The organism is Paraburkholderia aromaticivorans (assembly GCF_012689525.1).
GTDB classification, from domain to species: Bacteria; Pseudomonadota; Gammaproteobacteria; order Burkholderiales; family Burkholderiaceae; genus Paraburkholderia; species Paraburkholderia aromaticivorans_A.
Window position 1 is genome coordinate 1,317,727 of sequence record NZ_CP051515.1, and the last position, 18,019, is coordinate 1,335,745.

An 18,019-nucleotide genomic window follows, 5' to 3' on the forward strand; every position below is an offset into this window, starting at 1 on the left:
GTGTCCTGTATTACGTGGCCGGCATGTCACGCGTGTTACGCGCGGCACGACAGGCCGGGCAGCGCAGCATCTTGGGGCGCGCCGCCATGGAAAAAGATTGGCACAGGCCCAGTGGCAAGGGCTTGAGCGCGGCCGCGCAAAATCGCGGATTCGATGGAGAAGAAACACGCTGATGTCGCGCGGACACCGGGCGCGTAAATGCTGAACACTCAGCTGCACAACTCGCGACGGCGAATGCATGCGACGCATTGCCGGAGTGACGGGATCGCCGGCAGGCGGCGGTCGAACAGTCGGGGGTGGTGCGCAGACGCCGGTTCGAGACTGTCCGGAGTTGCCTGATGTTGCCTGGTAAAGCCGGTTGTTGCCTGGTAATGCGAATGCGGGGCACAGCTATTCCAATATGATGCACTAAATGGGGCTAATTGGATAGCAAAAAGTTCCACGCAGGGGCAAACCGCCCGGCGGCCGGGGCTTTGAGGGCGACACAGCGGTCGCGGCCGGCGTGCCGGGGTATGAGCGGCACGCCGGGTGAGGGTTGCGCCGTGCCGGCGCGGGCGCTGGACGATCAACAGACTCGTGCTTCAGCGGGAAGTTTCGGCGACACGCTTCTGCAACTCGCGCGACGCCGCCAGCGGAATGCGGGCGTCATCCCAGCCGGCCAGCCATTCGACTTCCTTCGACGTGAAGATCTGTCCATGATTGCGCAGCGTGTATTGCAGCGAATCGATGATGTGATTGCGGATGATTTCCGGCGTGCCTTCGTCATCGAGCACGGCGCGAAACGCTTCAAGCGTGGCCATCTGTTGCTCCGTGAAATAGATGGGTCTTTTATCGCACGAAAAAAAATCGCTCGCCAAGCGGACAAAAATCGCCTCGTGACGAAGAGCATCAGCGTTCGTTTTTTGAAGGCGTGGCCGGCGCCATGGTCGCCGTGGTCGGGCCGGGTGGCTACAATGGCGAGTTGCCGCATCCTTCGAACACTGCGACTGCCCCATGCGCAACCCAAACGTGCCTCCCGTGAAAGACCTGCTGCTCGAGCGCTACGCTCCCATCGCCGACGGCATCGCGGCGCTTTTCTACCCGTGTGCCGAAGTGGTGATTCACGACCTGCGCGATCAGACCATCGCCTACCTCGTGAACAACCTGTCGAAGCTCGAAGTCGGCGGGCCGTCGGTGCTGGACGAAGTCCACTACGCGGCGCGCGGCCAGACGATCGGACCGTACGAAAAGCTCAACTGGGACGGCCGGCGCATGCGTTGCGTGAGCAACATCCTGTTCGACGACGACGGCAAGCCGGCCGGCATGCTGTGCATCAACTTCAATATCGCGGTGTTCGAAGATGTGCGTTCCACGCTCGATCTGTTCATCAAAGGGGGCAATCTGACGGACGCGCCCGCGGAGGAACTGTTCCGCGACGACTGGCAGGACCGCATCAACACGTACCTGCACACGTGGCTGCGCGAGCGGCAGATCGGCATCAATGCGCTCACGCGTGAGCACAAGCGGGAAATCGTCGAGGCGCTGCACGCACAAGGCGCGTTTCGCGGCCGCAGTTCCGCGAACTACGTGGCCGCCGTGCTGACGATGGGACGCGCCACTGTCTACAAGATTCTGAAGCAGATGAAAGAGAGCGGCTGACGGTTCGGCCGTTGCCGTGCTTAACGTCGAGATGGGTCGATTCAGGGAGAAAAGAATGGTGCGTTACCGGCACTACAAAGGCGGGATTTACGAACTGGTTTGCGAGGCCACGCTCGAGTCGGATCCGACGGTCACGATGATCGTCTACACAGCGAGCAATGGTACGATCTGGACGCGTCCGGTTTCGGTATTTTTCGAAATGGTCGAAGTCGACGGCGCCAAGGTGCCGCGCTTCGCACCGATCAACTAGTCACTATCAACAACAGGAAATCTGCATGCGTCTACTGCTTGCCATCATTCTGCCGTGGTTCCAGTTCTTCACGATCGGCCGCCCGTTCGCGGGCATCATCTGCCTGATCCTGCAGATCACGCTGATCGGCTGGATTCCGGCCGCGATCTGGTCGGTGTATGCACTGAGCCAGTACAACACCGACAGGAAAATCGCCCAGGCGATGGGTAACGGGCGTTAAAGGGTGACGATCACGAACATCCGGCCGCAACGTGAAATCCGTATGGATACCGTAGCCAGCAATCGAGCCAGGAAAAACGCGGACATACAGTGTCTTCGTGCGGTCGCGATTATCTTTGTGATGTTGCAGCACTATCGGAATCGCCTGCCGGCGCCGCCGCTGTATCACAAGTTGTTCGACTTCGTGACGCCGTGGACAGGTGTGGATCTGTTCTTCGCGATCTCCGGGTTTCTCGTATGCAAGACGTTGATCGAGCATCTGGCACGTGAACCGAGGGCGTTCGCCTTCGCAAACTTCTGGCGCAGACGCTGCGCCAGATTGCTCCCGGCGCTGGTGTTCTGGGCCGTCGTTTCGATCGCCGTGGGCGCGCTGGTGGGGACGTCCGCGGTCCAGGGCGCATGGGACGCGACGAAGGGCGCGCTTGCAGGCGTTTTCGGCGTTGCCAACCTCTATTGGACCTATTGCGCACAGCACGGCGTGACTCGCTGCGTTCAAGCGGATTACAACAGTCACTTCTGGTCGCTTGCGCTCGAGTGGCAGTTGTACGTACTGCTCGCCTTGCTCGTCGCCTTTTTCCGGTTGAGGACGGCGATGGCAATATTCGCCGTGATTGCCCTGATCGCCTCAAGCTTTCCCGCGCCGAGTTTCAGCTATGCGTGGTCTTTACGTCCTCAGGCATTCTTTCTCGGCGCCCTCATCTTTGTCGTCGTGCGGGCGCATCCAGGATTGCTTGTTGGTCGCACGGTTCAAAGTACCTGGTTCAGACGCTCAGCGCTGTTTCTCGGGCTGCTCATGACGTTTTGCGCGCCCAATTATCTGAAAGAGCCGTACGTGATTCCGACGGTGAGCGTTGGCGCGGCCATCGCTTTGTTCTCGACGCTGAGTGTGGGGCTGACCTATCCCACGCTTGTGTCGCGCGTGCTCGAATGGATTGGCGAGCGTTCCTATTCCATTTACCTGTGCCATTTCTCCGTCATCTTTTGCCTGCGAAAGCTGACAGCCGCCATACCGGGATTCGGAAACCTGTCGTCCACGTGGACGTTCTTGCCCTGTGCGTTCGCCGTGGTGTTCATCTCTTTTGTGGCCTCGGACTTCAGCTATCGAAAGATCGAACTCCCGATGATCAAACGCTTCTCGTCGAAAAAGAAACCGCAAGCGCTGGACGGTCAGCCTCGTTTGTCCGACAACGCCACGCGCTGATTCCACGGGGCGTGGCGCGGATCGAGACGGCGGGTACGCCGCCCGCCCGCGCTCCATGAGGTAATGGCAGCGTCGTCGAATTACGTTGGGGTAGCGTCCGGAACGTCGATCACGAGGTCGGATTCGGCGACCGCGACACAAGGCAGGATAAAACCTTCCGCCTTCTCTTCCCGGCTCAGTCCGGGCCATTCAATCGTGTAAGAGACCGTGCCGCTGACCAAACGGCAGATGCACGTGCGGCACGTCCCATTACGGCACGAGCGCGGCAAACGCAGATTCGCAAAGCCGGCGGCTTCGAGAATCGTCAGCGAATCGGGCGCTTCGAAGCTGTAGCCGAGCGGCTCGACGCGAACGAGAGGCGGGCGGGGAGAGTCGGACATCGTGTGAGTCTGTGACGGATTGCGCCACACTTTACACGTTGCCGCTTCAGTTGCGTCTTCAATGAGTCGTGCCACCGCGCCGCAAATACCGGTACACCGTATTGCGCGCCAATCCCAACTCACGTGCCGCCGCCGACACATTACCGTCGAGCCGTTCGAGCGTTTGCGCAATCAGCGTGGCCTGCCATGCCTCCATCTTGCTGGTCGCCGGCTGCCCTTGCGTTTGCGACGCGGCGCGAACCTCATCGCAGAACTCTGAGCCTGCAAGCGCCGCCGGCGACTGCACGCATGGCTCGGCCGCGGTGTCGACGCAATCCTGCAAGAAGTCCTCGGGCAAATCATCGAGTTCGATCTGTTCCGCGCCTTCGGCCATGATGCTCGCCGTGCGCAACACGTTGGCCAGTTGCCGCAGATTGCCCGGCCAGCGGCATTGCGCGAATCGTTCGTGCACGTCGGCGGACACGCGACGCGGCAAGCGTTCGCCATCGGGCTGCAACTCGAGCATGCGCGTGACGAGCGCGCGAAGATCGGTGCGCTCGCGCAGCGCCGGCAAAGTCACGACGAGTCCATTGATCCGGTAGTACAGATCTTCGCGGAACGTGCCGGCTTCGATCATTGCGCGGAGGTTGCGGTGAGTCGCGCAGACGATGCGCAGATCCACCGGAATCGCCCGTGTCCCCCCGAGCGGAACGACGTTGCGCTCCTGCAGCACGCGCATCAGGCGCACTTGCTGGGCGAGCGGCATGTCGCCGATTTCGTCGAGGAACAGCGTGCCGCCGTCGGCCTGCACGATCTTGCCGACGTTGCCGCGCTTCTTCGCGCCGGTGAACGCGCCGTCTTCGTAGCCGAACAACTCGGCCTCGATCAGCGTATCCGGCAACGACGCGCAATTCAGCGCGATGAAGGGCGCGGCCCGGCGCGGCGAATCGTGATGGATGGCGCGCGCGAGCCACTCCTTGCCGGTGCCGGTCTTGCCGAGCACCAGAATCGGAATATCGCGGCCGCGCAGCTTGGCGACGCGCCGCAGGATCGCGGCGACTTGCGCGTCGCCGGTGTCGAGCGTTTCAAGCGTGGCAAGCGGTGCGGGATCGGCCCAGCGCGGCGCATGACGCGCGTCGCCGGACAACGGCCCACGTGCTGTGCCGGCGAGGCTCTCCGATGGCGCGACATAACGTGGCGGCGCATATTCGCCGCGCGCCACCACGCGCACACCGCTCGGCAGCGTCAACAGAATGCTCTCGCCGGGCGCGCGCGCGATCTGCTGCAACAGCCTCGAGAAGGCCACGCCGAACAACGCATCGAACGGTTGGCGTTGCAACTCCGCGAGCGGTTGCCCGAATTGAAACAGCGCACTGCGGTTGGCCGACAGAAACGTGCCGTCCGGCGCGAACGCCGCGAGCCCTTCGAACAGCGTGCCGATGAATTCCGCGCGCGCGTGAAAGTGAACGCGGATCGCGTCGACGAATTGATTGGAGAACAGATGATTTTCGATCATCTGCGCCGACATCCTCACGAGCGCGAGCGTGTGCTTATGAAAGCCGCGCGTGTCGCCGCTCACGTCGAGCGCGCCGATGGTGCGCCCGAACGGATCGGCAATCGGCGCGCATGAACAGGTAAGGATCCGGTTGGCGTGCAGGAAGTGCTCTCCCGCGTGCACGACGGTCGGCTGTCCATCGACGAGCGCGGTGCCGATCGCGTTGGTGCCGCGATCCGCTTCGGCCCACGACACCCCCGGACATAGCGCGACGCGATTGGCTTTTTCGACGAAGTCGCTGTCGCCGAGACTGTGCAGGATCACGCCGTGATTGTCGGTGAGCAGCACCATGCTCTGCGTATCGACGATCTGCGCATGCAGCGTCTCCATGACCGGAAGCGCATGCGTAAACAGCGATTGATTGCGATCGACGAGTTCACGCAGCGCAGGCCGGGGCAGCGGATGAAAGTCCGGCGTCTCCGACGCGCGCAAGCCGATTTCGAGCGAGCGGGCGTGAGCTTGCGCGATGACATCGGGCCGACTGATAGCGGGCGGCGTGGCGGAACGTTGGGTCAAGGCATGTCTCCGGGGAAACGGACACGGCGGGTACGTTGCCCTCCGCTCGATGCCGCAGCGCAACATACACGCACACGGCCGAACACCGATATTACAGGACGAAACGCGCCGCGCACGGCAGGGAAAAAACGGAGGCGGGCGGCGCGGGACGCCTCAAAAAAACGCGCACGGCACCAAAATCAGGCAAACGGAAAGGAAAACTTGCGCCGTGGCCGAACTCGTCTAAAGTGAATCAAATCACCTCCGCGGGCCGCGAACTATTCCGCTGCCGCAGTCAGGTGACGAGCCCGCGTCGTCAGCATTGGACAAGGAGGTTGACGCTAGCGACACGATCAGACGCAACCGGCGTGCGCACTACCAGGCTACACCATGCGCAGCACCTACCTTCCAGGTGAACACCCATGCAGATCCTATTCCCGAATGAAACTCCTGAATATTCAGGTCGCGAACTCACCTTGGCGTTCCCGGCGATGGTCGATGGGCAGAGGGTGGAATGCATGATCACGGCGGAGGCACTGGAAGACCACTACGGCGCCGCATCGCCGCGTCTGGAGGACATGGTCGGCGCATTCGACACGCATCGCGCACGGATCGAAGCCGCTACGCGGCGCCTGATATCGGAAACGAGAGCGCAATGTCTCGTGCTGAGAAGCGGCTATGTGCGCTTCTACGAAGCCAACTGGCGTAATTGACGGAGGGCGTTTCCGACCTTCGGTCGGTCAACGCCGCAGCAGGAAAGCCGCGCAAGAAGCAGAAGCCAGGGAAACCCACGCGCGGCATCGAAACCTTCAAACCGTCCGCGGCCAGCCGTGCCGCCGGCGTCCAAACTTGAGCGCGAACGCGCTCAGATCATCCGCCGCAGCGTCCGATCCTTGAACACCACGTGATGCGCGATCGCGGCCAGCGCGTGCAAACCGATCACCCAGTAAAACGCGTTACCGAGCCACTCGTGCGCCGTCTTAAGCAAGGGACGCGCGACAGGATCCGCGCCGACCAGCGTGTAGTTGATGTTGACCCACGCCAGCGTGACTGGATGTCCGCTGGTGTTGATCATCAGGATGCCGAGCAACGGTTGGACGAAGATGAAAATGTACAACGCGAGATGCGCGGCCCGCGCCAGAAAGGCGAGCAGCCGGTTGCTGTCCACTTCGGCGGGCGCGCCGGCCCATAGTCGCCATAGCAGACGCAGAGAGGCCAGCCCCAACACCAGTGTGCCGCACCAGAAATGCACGCTGCTCCAGAACGCGCGGCTGTCGCTGCCCTTGGGCCCGCGAATCTCGATCGCCAGATAAGCCAGCGCGATCAGCAGAAACATCGCCCAGTGAAAGAAAATGGCGGGCGCCGTATAGCGGTCCGAGGTGCGGCTGTAAGACATGTAGGGGACTCCCGTGTCCAGGTCAATCGTTTTTATGAATCGTCGGATGATAAACGGTGCCCGACCGGAATGGGCACCGCCTATAAAACCGTCGTTGATCCAGACCCGGGTTCGGCCCACGAGCGCCCCGTGCGCCTATTCGCTGCCGAGATAGAAATAGCGGAACAGGAAAATCGCCGCGATGATCCACACCACCAGCTTCACCTTGCGCGCCTGGCCGGTCAACAGCTTCAGGCCCGCATACGAAATGAAGCCGAACGCGACGCCATTGGCGATCGAATACGTGAACGGCATCAGCAGCGCGGTGAGCGCGGCCGGCACGACTTCCGTGGCGTCGTCCCACGGCAGGTCGACAATTTCGCGCAGCATCAGGCAAGACACGTAGAGCAGCGCCGGAGCCGTCGCATAGCCGGGCACCACGCCCGCCAGCGGTGCGAAAAAGAGCGCCGCGAGGAACAGCAGGGCCACGGTGATGGCCGTCACACCCGTGCGTCCGCCGGCTTGCACGCCCGACGCGCTTTCGATATACGCGGTGGTCGACGACGTGCCCAGCATCGAGCCGGCCAGAATGGCCGTGCTATCGGCGAGCAGCGCGCGGTTCAGGCGGTGCATCTTGCCTTCCACCAGCAGCCCGGCGCGATTGGCCACGCCCATCAGCGTGCCGGTGGCGTCGAACAGTTCGACGAGGAAGAACACCAGAATCACGTTCAGCACGCCGCTCGACAGCGCGCCGCGAATGTCGAGCTGGAACAGCGTCGGCGAAATGGACGGCGGCGCGGAGACGATGCCGTGAAACTGATTGCCGCCGAAGAAAAAGCTCAGCACCGTCACGCCGACAATCCCGATCAGGATCGCGCCGCGCACCCGCAGATGGTCCAGCGTCACGATCGCGAAGAAGCCGATCACCGCGAGAATCACGTGCGGGTTGTGCAGATTGCCGAGCGTCACGAGCGTGGCCGGGCTGCCGACCACCACGCCGGCCGACTTCAGCGAAATGATCGCGAGAAAGAGGCCGATACCGCCGGTGATGGCAATGCGTATCGAGTGCGGAATGCCGTTGACGATCACCTCACGCACGCGAAACAGCGTGACGACCATGAACAGGCAGCCGGAGATGAACACCGCGCCGAGCGCGGCCTGCCAGGTGAAGCCCATACCCTTGACGACGGTGTACGCGAAGTACGCGTTGAGCCCCATGCCCGGCGCGAGCGCGATCGGATAGTTCGCGTAGAGCCCCATGATCAGCGAGGCGAGCGCGGCCACGATGCAGGTCGCGACGAACACGGAGTCCTTCGGCATGCCGGCATCGCCGAGAATCGCCGGATTGACGAAGATGATGTAGGCCATCGTCAGGAAGGTGGTCACACCGGCGAGCACTTCAGTGCGCAGGTTGGTGCCGGCGGCTTCGAAGCCGAAGTAGAGTTTTATGGAGTCCATGAGGCGGGTCTCTCGTCGTTCAGAAAGCGTTTCTTGTGGTTGGGACGGTGAAGGCGCCGCGTCGCCGGGATGACGGGCGCTGTGGCTACGGCCGGATTGTAGTCAGGATTGGCGGCCGCGTGCCGCATTGTGTGGCTGAGCGGCGGTGTAAAGGCTCATACGGCGGGCGGCTCGTCGGGAGATTGTGGCGCCGGCGCATCAGGCTGCGGCCGTTGGCGCGCCAGCCAGCGGTCCAGTTCGCCCGCGAAGGTCTTGCTGTCGCGCTGGCTGAAGGCCGAGGGGCCGCCGGTATCGACACCGCTGCTGCGCAACTGGTCGAGCATCGAACGCATGCGCAGCCGTTCTTCGATTGTGCCGGGCGTGTACCAGTTGCCGCGCGGATCGAGCGCGTGCGCGTTTTTGGCCAGCACGGCGGCGGCGAGCGGGATGTCGGCGGTAATCACGAGATCGCCCGCGGCGACACGTTCGGCGATGAGGTCGTCGGCGGCGTCGAAGCCGGCCGGCACCTGGATCGCGCGGATCAGCGGCGAGGGCGGCACGCGCAGAAACGAATTGGCGACCAGCGTCAGCGTCGTGTTGGTGCGGCGCGCGGCACGGTACAGCATGTCTTTGATCACGACGGGGCAGGCGTCGGCGTCAACCCAGATTGACATGGTTCGGATTCCGGCTGCGGGTTGTCGAAGGGGCGAGATGATACCTTGCCAGCGCGCGGGGCGGCGCGGCAAGCGAATTTACGATGTTGGGGAAAGCGGGGAAGCGGAAAGGCATGTGGGGCCAACCGCGCCCACGACCGTTGCAGTCGCAGGCAGCCCCGCATGCCGCGCGGCGGCTGGCGCTTACTGCGTCATCGTCCCACCCGATTCCTGCGCACGCCGTGCCGCGACGATGCGGCCCGCGCGTTGCGCATTGCACGGATAGTCGATCCAGTCGAGCGGATCGTAGCCCGCGGCACGCCATTCGGCCAGATCGGCCTTCACCTGCGCGCGCGTTAGCGGCGCCGACGGGTCGTAGGGCCGCGCCGAAGTCTGCGCAAACGCGGTGCTCATGCTCACGGCGGCCAACAGCGCGCCGAGTCCAACTCGAGAAACGATTTTCATGACGAGCTCCCATGGAGCGGTTAAAAACGACCCCGACATTTTAGTTTTGGTATGCATTTCGAGTGAGGCGATTGAAGGCAATGCACCATTTCGCCCAGTGAATCAAACCGGGCAGAATGATTCTGTGACTCATGGTGCCGACGGCTTGCTGAAACGGTCCAACACGGCGCTCAAAAGGTCGATCGGCAACGGAAAAACAATCGTCGAATTCTTGTCGGCGGCAATCGTCGTGAGCGTTTGCAGATAACGCAACTGCATCGCCTGAGGCTGGCGCGACAGCGTCTGCGCCGCTTCCAGCAGGTGTTGGGATGCCTGCAATTCGCCTTCCGCGTGAATCACCTTGGCGCGCCGCTCGCGCTCGGCCTCGGCCTGACGGGCAATCGCGCGGATCATCGTTTCGTTGATATCCACATGCTTGATTTCCACGATCGACACCTTGATGCCCCACGCGTCGGTCTGCGAGTCCAGCACTTTCTGGATATCGGCGTTCAGCTGCTCGCGATCCGCCAGCAATTCGTCGAGTTCGTGTTTGCCGAGCACCGCGCGCAAGGTCGTCTGCGACAACTGGCTGGTCGCTTCGAAGTAGCGCGCCACCTGGATCACCGCTTTCTCCGGATCGACCACGCGGAAATACACCACGGCGTTGACCTTCACCGAGACGTTGTCGCGCGTGATCACGTCCTGCGGCGGCACGTCGAACACGACGGTGCGCAGATCCATGCGCACGGCCTGCTGCACGATCGGAATGATCAGGACGAGGCCCGGCCCCTTGACCTTCCAGAAGCGCCCGAGCATGAACACGACACCGCGTTCGTACTCCCGAAAAATCCGTATCGATGAAGCAATCAGCGCGGCCACCAGCAGAATCAGAATGCTGGTAAAGCCGAATGTGAAACCGATCATGAGCTTTCTCCTTGTTGTCGTGCTTCCGTGGGCACCACGGTCAACGTCAGGCCGCGCCGCGCGGTGACACGCACCGCATGACCCGCCGCGACCGGGGCCGCGCTGGACACCCGCCAGCGTTCCCCATGCACTTGTGCCCAACCGGCCAGCGCACCGTCCGCCGTGAGGTCCGCCGGCGACACGCCGCCGTCGAGCACCACGCCGACGCTGCCGATCAGCGCTTCCGAACCCGTCACCACCGGACGGCGCCGCGCACTCAGTGCGAGTCGCGATACGCCCAGCACGAACACCACGCTGAACACGGCGACGGCGGCGATCATCGGTAAAGGGATGCCGTAGCCGGGCACGTCGGTGTCGATCAGCATCAGCGCGCCGATCACGAATGCGACCACGCCGCCGAAGCCGAGCGAGCCGAAGGTCGGCAGAAACGCCTCGCCGATCAGGAACGCAATGCCAAGAAAGATCAGACCGAGGCCGACGTAGTTGATGGGCATCATTTGCATGGCGAACAGGCCGAGCAGCAGGCTGATCGCGCCGACCACACCGGGCAGCACGAAGCCCGGATTGGCGAATTCGAAGAACAGGCCATACATGCCGATCATCAGCAGGATCAACGCGACGTTGGGATCGGTGATCACGGCGAGGAAATGGCTGCGCCAGTCGGCTTCGAGCGTGACGATCGGGGCGTTGGCCGTGTTGAGCTTGACGCTGCCCGTGCTCGTGACGAGCGTGCGGCCGTCGACCTGGCGCAGCAGGTCGGGCACATCGCGCGCATTCAGGTCGACGACGTGCTGCGCGAGCGCGTCCGCCGCCGATAGGCTCACGGCCTCGCGAACCGCGCGCTCGGCCCAGTCGACGTTGCGTCCGCGCATCTGCGCGAGGCCGCGGATATACGCGGCGGCGTCGTGGACCTGCTTGCGCATTTCGGTCGATTGGGTGTCGAGCGGCAGGGCGCTGGGGGAGTCGGTGGGCGCGGATGCCGCGGGTTTTGCAGACCCGCCACCGCTGCCACCGCCGCTGCCGCCACCAATACCTGGCAAGCCCGGCGTTCCACCGCCTCCCGGCGGCTCGGCGCCACCGATGCCCATCTGGATCGGCGTCGCCGCGCCGAGATTGGTGCCCGGCGCCATCGCCGCGATGTGGCTTGCATAGACGATATACGTGCCGGCGCTCGCCGCGCGCGCGCCGCTCGGGGCGATGAACGTGGCGACCGGCACCGGCGAGCCGAGAATCGCCTTGATGATCTGCCGCATCGACGTGTCGAGCCCGCCTGGCGTATCCAGTTGCAGCACGGCGAGTTGCGCGCGATCGTCAGCGGCGCGCTGCAGGCTGCGCACGATGAAGTCGGCGCTGGCCGGACTGATCGCTCCATTCACCGGAATGACGACGACGCTGTTGGGGGCGACGGCCGCGCGCAGCGTCACATTCGATTCGCACGATGCGAACCCGAACGCCAAAAGCATGCCGAGCACGGTCATGCCGCGCATCAACCGGCCCGCCATATCGCCACGGATAAGCGACGTGCGCGAGCCGGACTGCCGGAACGGGAGACGTGGATACGTGCTCATCGCTGACGGCTGCCGCGCGCGGCCGACAGGTATCGGCCGGCGCGGGCCGATACCCCAAAAGAAGGCTGGCCTGCTCCTTACAGCTTAGTCCGATTCCGCCTTGCGCGTGAAGTCCGCGCGCGCCGGCCGGTAGTCGGTCGGCCGCATGCCGGTCCACTTGCGAAACGCACGATGAAACGCGCTCGGTTCGGCAAATCCCACGGAAGTCGCGATGTCGGCGACGGTACGGTCGGTGTCCTGCAGTTCGCCGATCGCGATGTCGCGTCGCAGGTCGTCCTTGATCGACTGGTACGTATAGCCTTCCTGTTTCAAGCGCCGCCGCATGGTGGCCTCGGCCATGTGCAGGCGTTCGGCGATCTGATCGGCGGCGGGCCAGCCGGCCATCGGCATCGCGCGCAGCATCTTGCGCACGCGCGCCGCGAGCGAGCCGGGATTGCGGTACTTGACGATGAAGCTGCCGGGCGCGTCGCGCAGGAAGGGTTTGACGGACTTCGTCGTCTGGATCACGGGCAGGTCGAGAAACACCGGCGCGAGGTCGACGTACGACTCGGCCTGCTCGAAGCTCATGTGATCGCAGAACATCAGCCGGTACTCGTGCGCAGCGGACGGTTCGGCGCAGCGAAAGCGCGCCTCGAGCAACGGAATGCGCCGCCCGACCAGCCAGCACAACAGCCCGTACACGACGATGAAGTAGGTCGCATAGGCGAACATGGCCGGCGGCGGCGCGCCGGCGTTTTCCACGAAGCGCAGGCGCACGCGCTGCGCGTCCGTTTCGATCTCCGCGCCGAGGTCGTCCAGCACGAGACGCATGAAACCCACCGCGCGCGCCAGCGCCTGCGCGCCGTTGCGCGCGGTCAGCGCCGTCTGCGTCATGGCGATGAAGCTGCCGCTTTTCATGCGATGCGAATCCTGGCCGAAGAACTCGTCGTCCAGCGCTCGGGCAATGGCGGCCCACAGCGCGCCGTATTGCGCCGACGACACGCGGCTTTTCGGCGACGCCAGCATCGGCGCCGCGATGCCGGCGGCTTCGGCAAGCGGCAGCGCGTCGAGGCCGCGCGAGCGCGCCAGCGCGAGCGCTTCTTCGACCATGCTGACGGAAATCGTGCCTTTATCGTTTTTCATGCGGGTCCGGTTTGACGGAGAATCTGGCAAAAGCGCTCAACGTTTTCCTTGTGGAGATTCGCCAAGTGCCTGAAATCGTGGGTATTTGTGGAATCATATCGTACTAGTATGGCAAATGCGCTCAGTCAGAATGATCGGGCTGAGCATCGAACCCGTGCGGCGGCTTGCCTACACTGGGCCTCAACCGATCGCGCTCGGCCTGCCTCGGGCGACGCCGCCACAAGGCGCGACACGAGCCGCCATCTGACGTACAGCACAGGACCGAGCGCCATGGACAGCTTCTACACCGACGAACAACGGATGATCCGCGACGCGGCTCGCGACTTCGCCACCGAACAGCTCGCGCCGCACGCGGGCCAATGGGATCGCGACGCGCAACTGCCCGCCGAGGTCGTCAAGCAGATGGGCGAGCTCGGTTTTCTCGGCATGATCGTGCCGGCGGAGTGGGGTGGCTCCTACACGGACTACGTGGCCTATGCGCTCGCACTCGAAGAGATCGCCGCCGGCTGCGCCGCCTGCGCCACGCTGATGAGCGTGCATAACTCGGTCGGCTGCGGGCCGGTTCTCAACTTCGGCACGGCAGCGCAAAAAGACCGCTATCTGCAGGACCTGGCGACTGGCCGCCGCATCGGCGCGTTCTGTCTGACCGAGCCGCAGGCCGGCTCCGAGGCGAACAACCTGCGCACCCGCGCCGTGCTGCGCGACGGCAAGTGGATTCTCAACGGCAGCAAGCAGTTCGTGACCAACGGCTCCCGCGCCGACCTCGCGATCGTCTTCGCTGTCACCGATCCCGACCGTGGCAAGCGCGGCCTGTCGGCCTTCATCGTGCCCACCGATACGCCGGGCTTCAACGTCGGCAAGCCGGAGCACAAGCTCGGCATTCGCGCTTCAGACACCTGTCCGATTTCGCTGGACGACTGCGCCGTGCCGGAAGCCAATCTGCTCGGCGAACCGGGCGAAGGCTTGCGTATCGCGCTGTCGAATCTCGAAGGCGGGCGCATCGGCATTGCCGCGCAGGCGGTCGGCATTGCGCGCGCCGCGTTCGATGCCGCGCGTCTCTATGCGAATGAACGCATCCAGTTCGGCAAGGCGTTGAGGGAGCATCAGACTATCGCCAATATGCTCGCCGATATGGCCACACGTTTGAATGCAGCGCGCCTGCTCGTGCATCACGCGGCGCGGCTGCGCACGGCGGGCAAGCCGTGTTTGTCGGAGGCTTCGCAGGCCAAGCTGTTCGCGTCGGAACTGGCCGAGGAGATCTGTTCGAACGCGATCCAGATTCACGGCGGCTATGGTTATCTGGAGGACTACGCGGTGGAGCGCCATTACCGCGACGCGCGCATCACGCAGATTTACGAAGGAACCAGCGAGGTGCAACGGATGGTGATCGCGCGGCATGTGTAGTTGCAAATGAAGTGGCGTTTGAGTGCAGAATAGCTTGCCGCAGGATAGAAAGCGGTGCAGCAGCGGGACAAAAAAGCGGAAGCGTATACCGCGCCATTAGGAGACGACGATGACTGCAGCGAAGGCCTTTTTCGACGCACGCGATCTGTTATTGCGCCATCGAACCGACTACGACCGTGCCTACCGCGAATTCGCGTGGCCGGCACTAGGCGAGTTCAACTGGGCGCTCGACTATTTCGACGTGATCGCGCGCGATAACGACAATCCCGCCCTGTGGATCGTCGACGATCCCGCCACCGACGGCCTGCGCCTGTCCTACGCGCAGATGTCGGAGCGCTCGGCGCGCATGGCGAATTTCCTGCACGGCGTAGGCGTGGGCCGCGGCGACCGCCTGCTGCTGATGCTGCCGAACCGCGTCGAACTGTGGGATGTGATGCTCGCGGCCATGAAGCTCGGCGCGATCGTGCTGCCCGCCACCACCCAGCTTTCCGCCGACGACGTGCGCGATCGCGTGCAGATCGGCGGCGCGAATTTCGCGGTAGTCGATAGCGCGGAGCTGGCCAAATTCGATACGCTCGAAGCGCCGCTCACGCGGCTGTCGGTGGGCGCGCCGCGCGACGGCTGGATCGATCTGGCCGCGGCCTATGACGCATCGCCGCAATTCACGCCCGAGGGCGTCACGCAGGCCACCGACCCGATGCTGCTGTACTTCACATCAGGCACCACCTCGAAGCCCAAGCTGGTCGAACATACGCATCAAAGCTATCCGGTCGGCCATCTGTCGACGATGTACTGGATCGGCCTGCAACCGAACGACATCCATTGGAATATCAGCTCGCCGGGCTGGGCTAAGCACGCGTGGAGCTGCTTCTTCGCGCCGTGGAATGCGCAGGCCTGCGTGTTCGTTTTCAACTTCCCGCGCTTCGTGCCGAAAGACACGCTGAATGCGCTGGTGCGTTTCAATATCACCACGCTGTGCGCGCCGCCGACTGTCTGGCGCATGCTGGTGCAGGAGCATCTGAGCGACTATCCGGTCAAGCTGCGCGAGATCGTCGGCGCTGGCGAGCCGCTGAACCCGGAGGTCATCGAGCGCGTGAAGCACGCGTGGGGCATTACGATCCGCGACGGCTTCGGCCAGACCGAGACCACCTGTCAGATCGGCAACTCGCCGGGCCAGCCGGTGGTGGCCGGTTCGATGGGGCGTCCGCTGCCGGGCTACACGATCGAGCTCATCGATGCCGACGACCATCCCGTCACCGAAGGCGAAATCGCGCTGCCGCTGGCCGAACGGCCGCTCGGTCTGATGACCGGTTACGCGAACAACGCCAACGCCACCGCGCAAGCCATGCGCAATGGCTTCTATCGCACGTCCGACGTTGCGCTGCGCCGTGACGATGGCTACTACGTCTATGTCGGCCGCGCCGACGACGTCTTCAAATCGTCCGATTACCGCCTGAGTCCGTTCGAGCTCGAAAGCGTGCTGATCGAACACGAGGCGATCGGCGAAGCCGCCGTGGTGCCGAGCGCCGACGCGCTGCGTTTGTCGGTGCCGAAGGCGTTCGTCACCGTGCGCCAGGGTTACGAGGCCGGCCCCGAACTCGCGCGCGCCGTGTTCGCGTTCTCGCGCGAAAAACTCGCGCCGTACAAGCGGATTCGCCGCCTGCAATTCAGCGAACTGCCCAAGACCATCTCCGGCAAGATTCGCCGCGTCGAATTGCGGCGCCGTGAAATGGAACGCGAGGCCGAGCCCGCGCGCCTGCCCGATGAGTATTGGGAAGAAGATTTCCCGGATCTGCGTTGATTCTTTTTGTCCCCAGTCACTGTCCGGCCGCCTCGCGGCCACTGCAGAGGAGTTTCAGCATGAGCGCAATTGCTGCCGTTGCCACCGTCAAGTTGCTGATCAACGGCGAGTTCGTCGAATCGAAGACCACCGAATGGCGCGATATCGTCAATCCCGCTACGCAAGAGGTGCTGGCGCGCGTGCCGTTCGCCACCGCCGATGAAGTGAACGAAGCGATCCGTTCCGCCCACACCGCGTTCAAGACCTGGAAGAACACGCCGATCGGCGCGCGTATGCGCATCATGCTGAAGTACCAGGCGCTGATTCGCGAGCATATGCCGCGTATCGCCAAGACCTTGAGCGCGGAGCAGGGCAAGACGATTCCCGATGCCGAAGGCGATATCTTCCGCGGCCTCGAAGTGGTCGAGCATGCGTGCTCGATCGGCACCTTGCAGCAGGGCGAATTCGCGGAGAACGTGGCGGGCGGCGTGGACACGTACACACTGCGCCAGCCGATCGGCGTGTGCGCCGGCATCACGCCGTTCAACTTTCCGGCGATGATCCCGCTGTGGATGTTCCCGATGGCGATCGTGTGCGGCAATACGTTCGTGCTGAAGCCTTCCGAGCAGGACCCGCTCTCGACCATGCAACTGGTCGAACTCGCGCTCGAGGCCGGCGTGCCGAAGGGCGTGCTGAACGTGGTGCACGGCGGCAAGGAGGTGGTCGACGCGCTTTGCACGCACGAACTGGTCAAGGCCATTTCGTTCGTCGGCTCGACGGCGGTCGGTACGCATGTGTACCGCCTCGGCAGTGAACACGGCAAGCGCGTGCAATCGATGATGGGCGCGAAGAACCACGCCGTCGTGCTGCCCGATGCGAACCGCGAGCAAACGCTGAACGCGTTGGCCGGCGCGGGATTTGGCGCAGCGGGGCAGCGCTGCATGGCGACGTCGGTGGTCGTGCTGGTGGGCGCCGCGCAGCAATGGTTACCGGATCTGGTGGCGAAGGCGAAGACGCTCAAGGTCAACGCGGGCAACGAACCGAACACGGACATCGGCCCGGTGGTTTCGCGCGCGGCGAAGCAGCGCATTCTCGGTCTGATCGAAACCGGTGTGAAAGAAGGCGCGACACTCGCGCTCGACGGCCGCGACGTGAAAGTGCCGGGCTACGAGCAAGGCAACTTCATCGGCCCGACGGTTTTTGCAGACGTCACCACCGAGATGGAAATTTACCGCCAGGAAATTTTCGGCCCGGTGCTGGTGGTGCTGAACGCGGCCACGCTCGATGACGCGATCGCGCTGGTCAACCGCAATCCATTCGGCAACGGCGTAGGGCTCTTCACGCAGAGCGGCGCGGCGGCGCGCAAATTCCAGAGCGAGATCGATATCGGCCAGGTCGGTATCAACATTCCGATTCCGGTTCCGGTGCCGTCCTTCAGCTTTACCGGCTCGCGCGGTTCGAAACTCGGCGACCTCGGTCCGTATGGCAAACAGGTCGTGCAGTTCTACACGCAGACCAAGACTGTCACCGCCCGCTGGTTCGACGACGACACCGTCAACGACGGCGTCAACACGACCATCAGCCTGCGCTGAGTC

The 18,019-nt window shown here is 63.6% G+C and carries 18 protein-coding genes; 8 read left to right on the forward strand and 10 right to left on the reverse strand.

All coding sequences use genetic code 11. The annotated features are described in order from the left end of the window. Positions 1 to 581: 581 nt before the first annotated feature. Positions 582 to 800 carry a hypothetical protein gene (locus HF916_RS17805; RefSeq protein ID WP_106277571.1) on the reverse strand — a complete coding sequence of 73 codons (219 nt, stop codon included), beginning with the start codon at positions 798 to 800 and terminating at the stop codon, positions 582 to 584. A gap of 193 nt (positions 801 to 993) precedes the next feature. On the opposite strand from HF916_RS17805, the gene HF916_RS17810 reads away from it, so the two are divergent. The 4 genes from HF916_RS17810 to HF916_RS17825 all read left to right on the forward strand — a co-directional run bounded on the left by HF916_RS17810 (position 994) and on the right by HF916_RS17825 (position 3,308). Then, on the forward strand, positions 994 to 1,638 hold the full coding sequence (locus tag HF916_RS17810; protein ID WP_168790183.1) for a helix-turn-helix transcriptional regulator: 645 nt from the start codon (positions 994 to 996) through the stop codon (positions 1,636 to 1,638). A gap of 55 nt (positions 1,639 to 1,693) precedes the next feature. Next, positions 1,694 to 1,888 (forward strand): DUF1653 domain-containing protein, encoded by a 195-nt coding sequence (locus tag HF916_RS17815; protein ID WP_168790184.1) that lies wholly within the window; start codon positions 1,694 to 1,696, stop codon positions 1,886 to 1,888. Between the two features lie 25 nt (positions 1,889 to 1,913). Continuing rightward, complete coding sequence (locus HF916_RS17820; protein WP_168790185.1) at positions 1,914 to 2,108, forward strand: YqaE/Pmp3 family membrane protein; 195 nt, start codon at positions 1,914 to 1,916, stop codon at positions 2,106 to 2,108. Between the two features lie 120 nt (positions 2,109 to 2,228). Next, positions 2,229 to 3,308, forward strand: a complete 1,080-nt coding sequence (locus HF916_RS17825; RefSeq protein WP_240975661.1) for an acyltransferase family protein — start codon at positions 2,229 to 2,231, stop codon at positions 3,306 to 3,308. 80 nt (positions 3,309 to 3,388) lie between these two features. Here HF916_RS17825 and HF916_RS17830 read toward each other — a convergent pair whose 3' ends face one another. Then, entirely contained in the window at positions 3,389 to 3,688 is a 300-nt protein-coding gene (locus tag HF916_RS17830) for a 2Fe-2S iron-sulfur cluster-binding protein (RefSeq protein ID WP_168790187.1), read from the reverse strand. A 58-nt stretch (positions 3,689 to 3,746) separates the two neighbouring features. Continuing rightward, the gene (locus HF916_RS17835; RefSeq protein WP_168790188.1) at positions 3,747 to 5,738 is read right to left on the reverse strand and encodes a sigma-54-dependent Fis family transcriptional regulator; all 1,992 of its coding nucleotides are present in this window, start codon (positions 5,736 to 5,738) and stop codon (positions 3,747 to 3,749) included. Between the two features lie 401 nt (positions 5,739 to 6,139). Between HF916_RS17835 and HF916_RS17840 the strand changes: the two genes are divergently transcribed. Beyond that, positions 6,140 to 6,430 (forward strand): DUF1488 domain-containing protein, encoded by a 291-nt coding sequence (locus HF916_RS17840; RefSeq protein ID WP_012427513.1) that lies wholly within the window; start codon positions 6,140 to 6,142, stop codon positions 6,428 to 6,430. A gap of 152 nt (positions 6,431 to 6,582) precedes the next feature. On the opposite strand, the gene HF916_RS17845 is transcribed toward HF916_RS17840, so the two are convergent. The 7 genes from HF916_RS17845 to HF916_RS17875 form a co-directional block, all read right to left on the reverse strand. Beyond that, complete coding sequence (locus HF916_RS17845) at positions 6,583 to 7,113, reverse strand: cytochrome b (protein WP_168790189.1); 531 nt, start codon at positions 7,111 to 7,113, stop codon at positions 6,583 to 6,585. 135 nt (positions 7,114 to 7,248) lie between these two features. Continuing rightward, positions 7,249 to 8,550, reverse strand: coding sequence for an NCS2 family permease (locus HF916_RS17850; protein ID WP_168790190.1), 1,302 nt, complete (start codon positions 8,548 to 8,550; stop codon positions 7,249 to 7,251). Positions 8,551 to 8,705: 155 nt separating this feature from the next. Beyond that, the gene (locus HF916_RS17855; protein WP_168790191.1) at positions 8,706 to 9,203 is read right to left on the reverse strand and encodes a YaiI/YqxD family protein; all 498 of its coding nucleotides are present in this window, start codon (positions 9,201 to 9,203) and stop codon (positions 8,706 to 8,708) included. A gap of 183 nt (positions 9,204 to 9,386) precedes the next feature. Further along, positions 9,387 to 9,647 carry a DUF4148 domain-containing protein gene (locus HF916_RS17860; protein ID WP_168790192.1) on the reverse strand — a complete coding sequence of 87 codons (261 nt, stop codon included), beginning with the start codon at positions 9,645 to 9,647 and terminating at the stop codon, positions 9,387 to 9,389. 129 nt (positions 9,648 to 9,776) lie between these two features. Then, a complete protein-coding gene (locus HF916_RS17865) occupies positions 9,777 to 10,550 on the reverse strand; it encodes a slipin family protein (protein WP_168790193.1) in 774 nt (257 codons plus the stop codon). Beyond that, the gene (locus HF916_RS17870; RefSeq protein WP_168790194.1) at positions 10,547 to 12,118 is read right to left on the reverse strand and encodes an NfeD family protein; all 1,572 of its coding nucleotides are present in this window, start codon (positions 12,116 to 12,118) and stop codon (positions 10,547 to 10,549) included. Before HF916_RS17870 ends, HF916_RS17865 begins: the two co-directional genes overlap by 4 nt. Before the next feature lie 84 nt (positions 12,119 to 12,202). Next, on the reverse strand, positions 12,203 to 13,240 hold the full coding sequence (locus HF916_RS17875; protein WP_168790195.1) for an AraC family transcriptional regulator: 1,038 nt from the start codon (positions 13,238 to 13,240) through the stop codon (positions 12,203 to 12,205). Between the two features lie 270 nt (positions 13,241 to 13,510). Here HF916_RS17875 and HF916_RS17880 point away from each other — a divergent pair, with 270 nt between their 5' ends. The 3 genes from HF916_RS17880 to HF916_RS17890 all read left to right on the forward strand — a co-directional run bounded on the left by HF916_RS17880 (position 13,511) and on the right by HF916_RS17890 (position 18,016). Then, positions 13,511 to 14,644, forward strand: coding sequence for an acyl-CoA dehydrogenase (locus HF916_RS17880; RefSeq protein WP_168790196.1), 1,134 nt, complete (start codon positions 13,511 to 13,513; stop codon positions 14,642 to 14,644). Positions 14,645 to 14,753: 109 nt separating this feature from the next. Then, positions 14,754 to 16,445 (forward strand): AMP-binding protein, encoded by a 1,692-nt coding sequence (locus tag HF916_RS17885; protein ID WP_168790197.1) that lies wholly within the window; start codon positions 14,754 to 14,756, stop codon positions 16,443 to 16,445. A 59-nt stretch (positions 16,446 to 16,504) separates the two neighbouring features. After that, positions 16,505 to 18,016, forward strand: a complete 1,512-nt coding sequence (locus HF916_RS17890; RefSeq protein ID WP_168790198.1) for a CoA-acylating methylmalonate-semialdehyde dehydrogenase — start codon at positions 16,505 to 16,507, stop codon at positions 18,014 to 18,016. Positions 18,017 to 18,019 lie beyond the last annotated feature (3 nt).

Bases quoted from the DNA above. Each gene is read 5' to 3' on its own strand.
- HF916_RS17805 (WP_106277571.1), bottom strand. From the start codon at position 800: ATGGCCACGCTTGAAGCGTTTCGCGCCGTGCTCGATGACGAAGGCACG.
- HF916_RS17810 (WP_168790183.1), top strand. From the start codon at position 994: ATGCGCAACCCAAACGTGCCTCCCGTGAAAGACCTGCTGCTCGAGCGC.
- HF916_RS17815 (WP_168790184.1), top strand. From the start codon at position 1,694: ATGGTGCGTTACCGGCACTACAAAGGCGGGATTTACGAACTGGTTTGC.
- HF916_RS17820 (WP_168790185.1), top strand. From the start codon at position 1,914: ATGCGTCTACTGCTTGCCATCATTCTGCCGTGGTTCCAGTTCTTCACG.
- HF916_RS17825 (WP_240975661.1), top strand. From the start codon at position 2,229: ATGTTGCAGCACTATCGGAATCGCCTGCCGGCGCCGCCGCTGTATCAC.
- HF916_RS17830 (WP_168790187.1), bottom strand. From the start codon at position 3,688: ATGTCCGACTCTCCCCGCCCGCCTCTCGTTCGCGTCGAGCCGCTCGGC.
- HF916_RS17840 (WP_012427513.1), top strand. From the start codon at position 6,140: ATGCAGATCCTATTCCCGAATGAAACTCCTGAATATTCAGGTCGCGAA.
- HF916_RS17845 (WP_168790189.1), bottom strand. From the start codon at position 7,113: ATGTCTTACAGCCGCACCTCGGACCGCTATACGGCGCCCGCCATTTTC.
- HF916_RS17850 (WP_168790190.1), bottom strand. From the start codon at position 8,550: ATGGACTCCATAAAACTCTACTTCGGCTTCGAAGCCGCCGGCACCAAC.
- HF916_RS17855 (WP_168790191.1), bottom strand. From the start codon at position 9,203: ATGTCAATCTGGGTTGACGCCGACGCCTGCCCCGTCGTGATCAAAGAC.
- HF916_RS17860 (WP_168790192.1), bottom strand. From the start codon at position 9,647: ATGAAAATCGTTTCTCGAGTTGGACTCGGCGCGCTGTTGGCCGCCGTG.
- HF916_RS17865 (WP_168790193.1), bottom strand. From the start codon at position 10,550: ATGATCGGTTTCACATTCGGCTTTACCAGCATTCTGATTCTGCTGGTG.
- HF916_RS17870 (WP_168790194.1), bottom strand. From the start codon at position 12,118: ATGAGCACGTATCCACGTCTCCCGTTCCGGCAGTCCGGCTCGCGCACG.
- HF916_RS17875 (WP_168790195.1), bottom strand. From the start codon at position 13,240: ATGAAAAACGATAAAGGCACGATTTCCGTCAGCATGGTCGAAGAAGCG.
- HF916_RS17880 (WP_168790196.1), top strand. From the start codon at position 13,511: ATGGACAGCTTCTACACCGACGAACAACGGATGATCCGCGACGCGGCT.
- HF916_RS17885 (WP_168790197.1), top strand. From the start codon at position 14,754: ATGACTGCAGCGAAGGCCTTTTTCGACGCACGCGATCTGTTATTGCGC.
- HF916_RS17890 (WP_168790198.1), top strand. From the start codon at position 16,505: ATGAGCGCAATTGCTGCCGTTGCCACCGTCAAGTTGCTGATCAACGGC.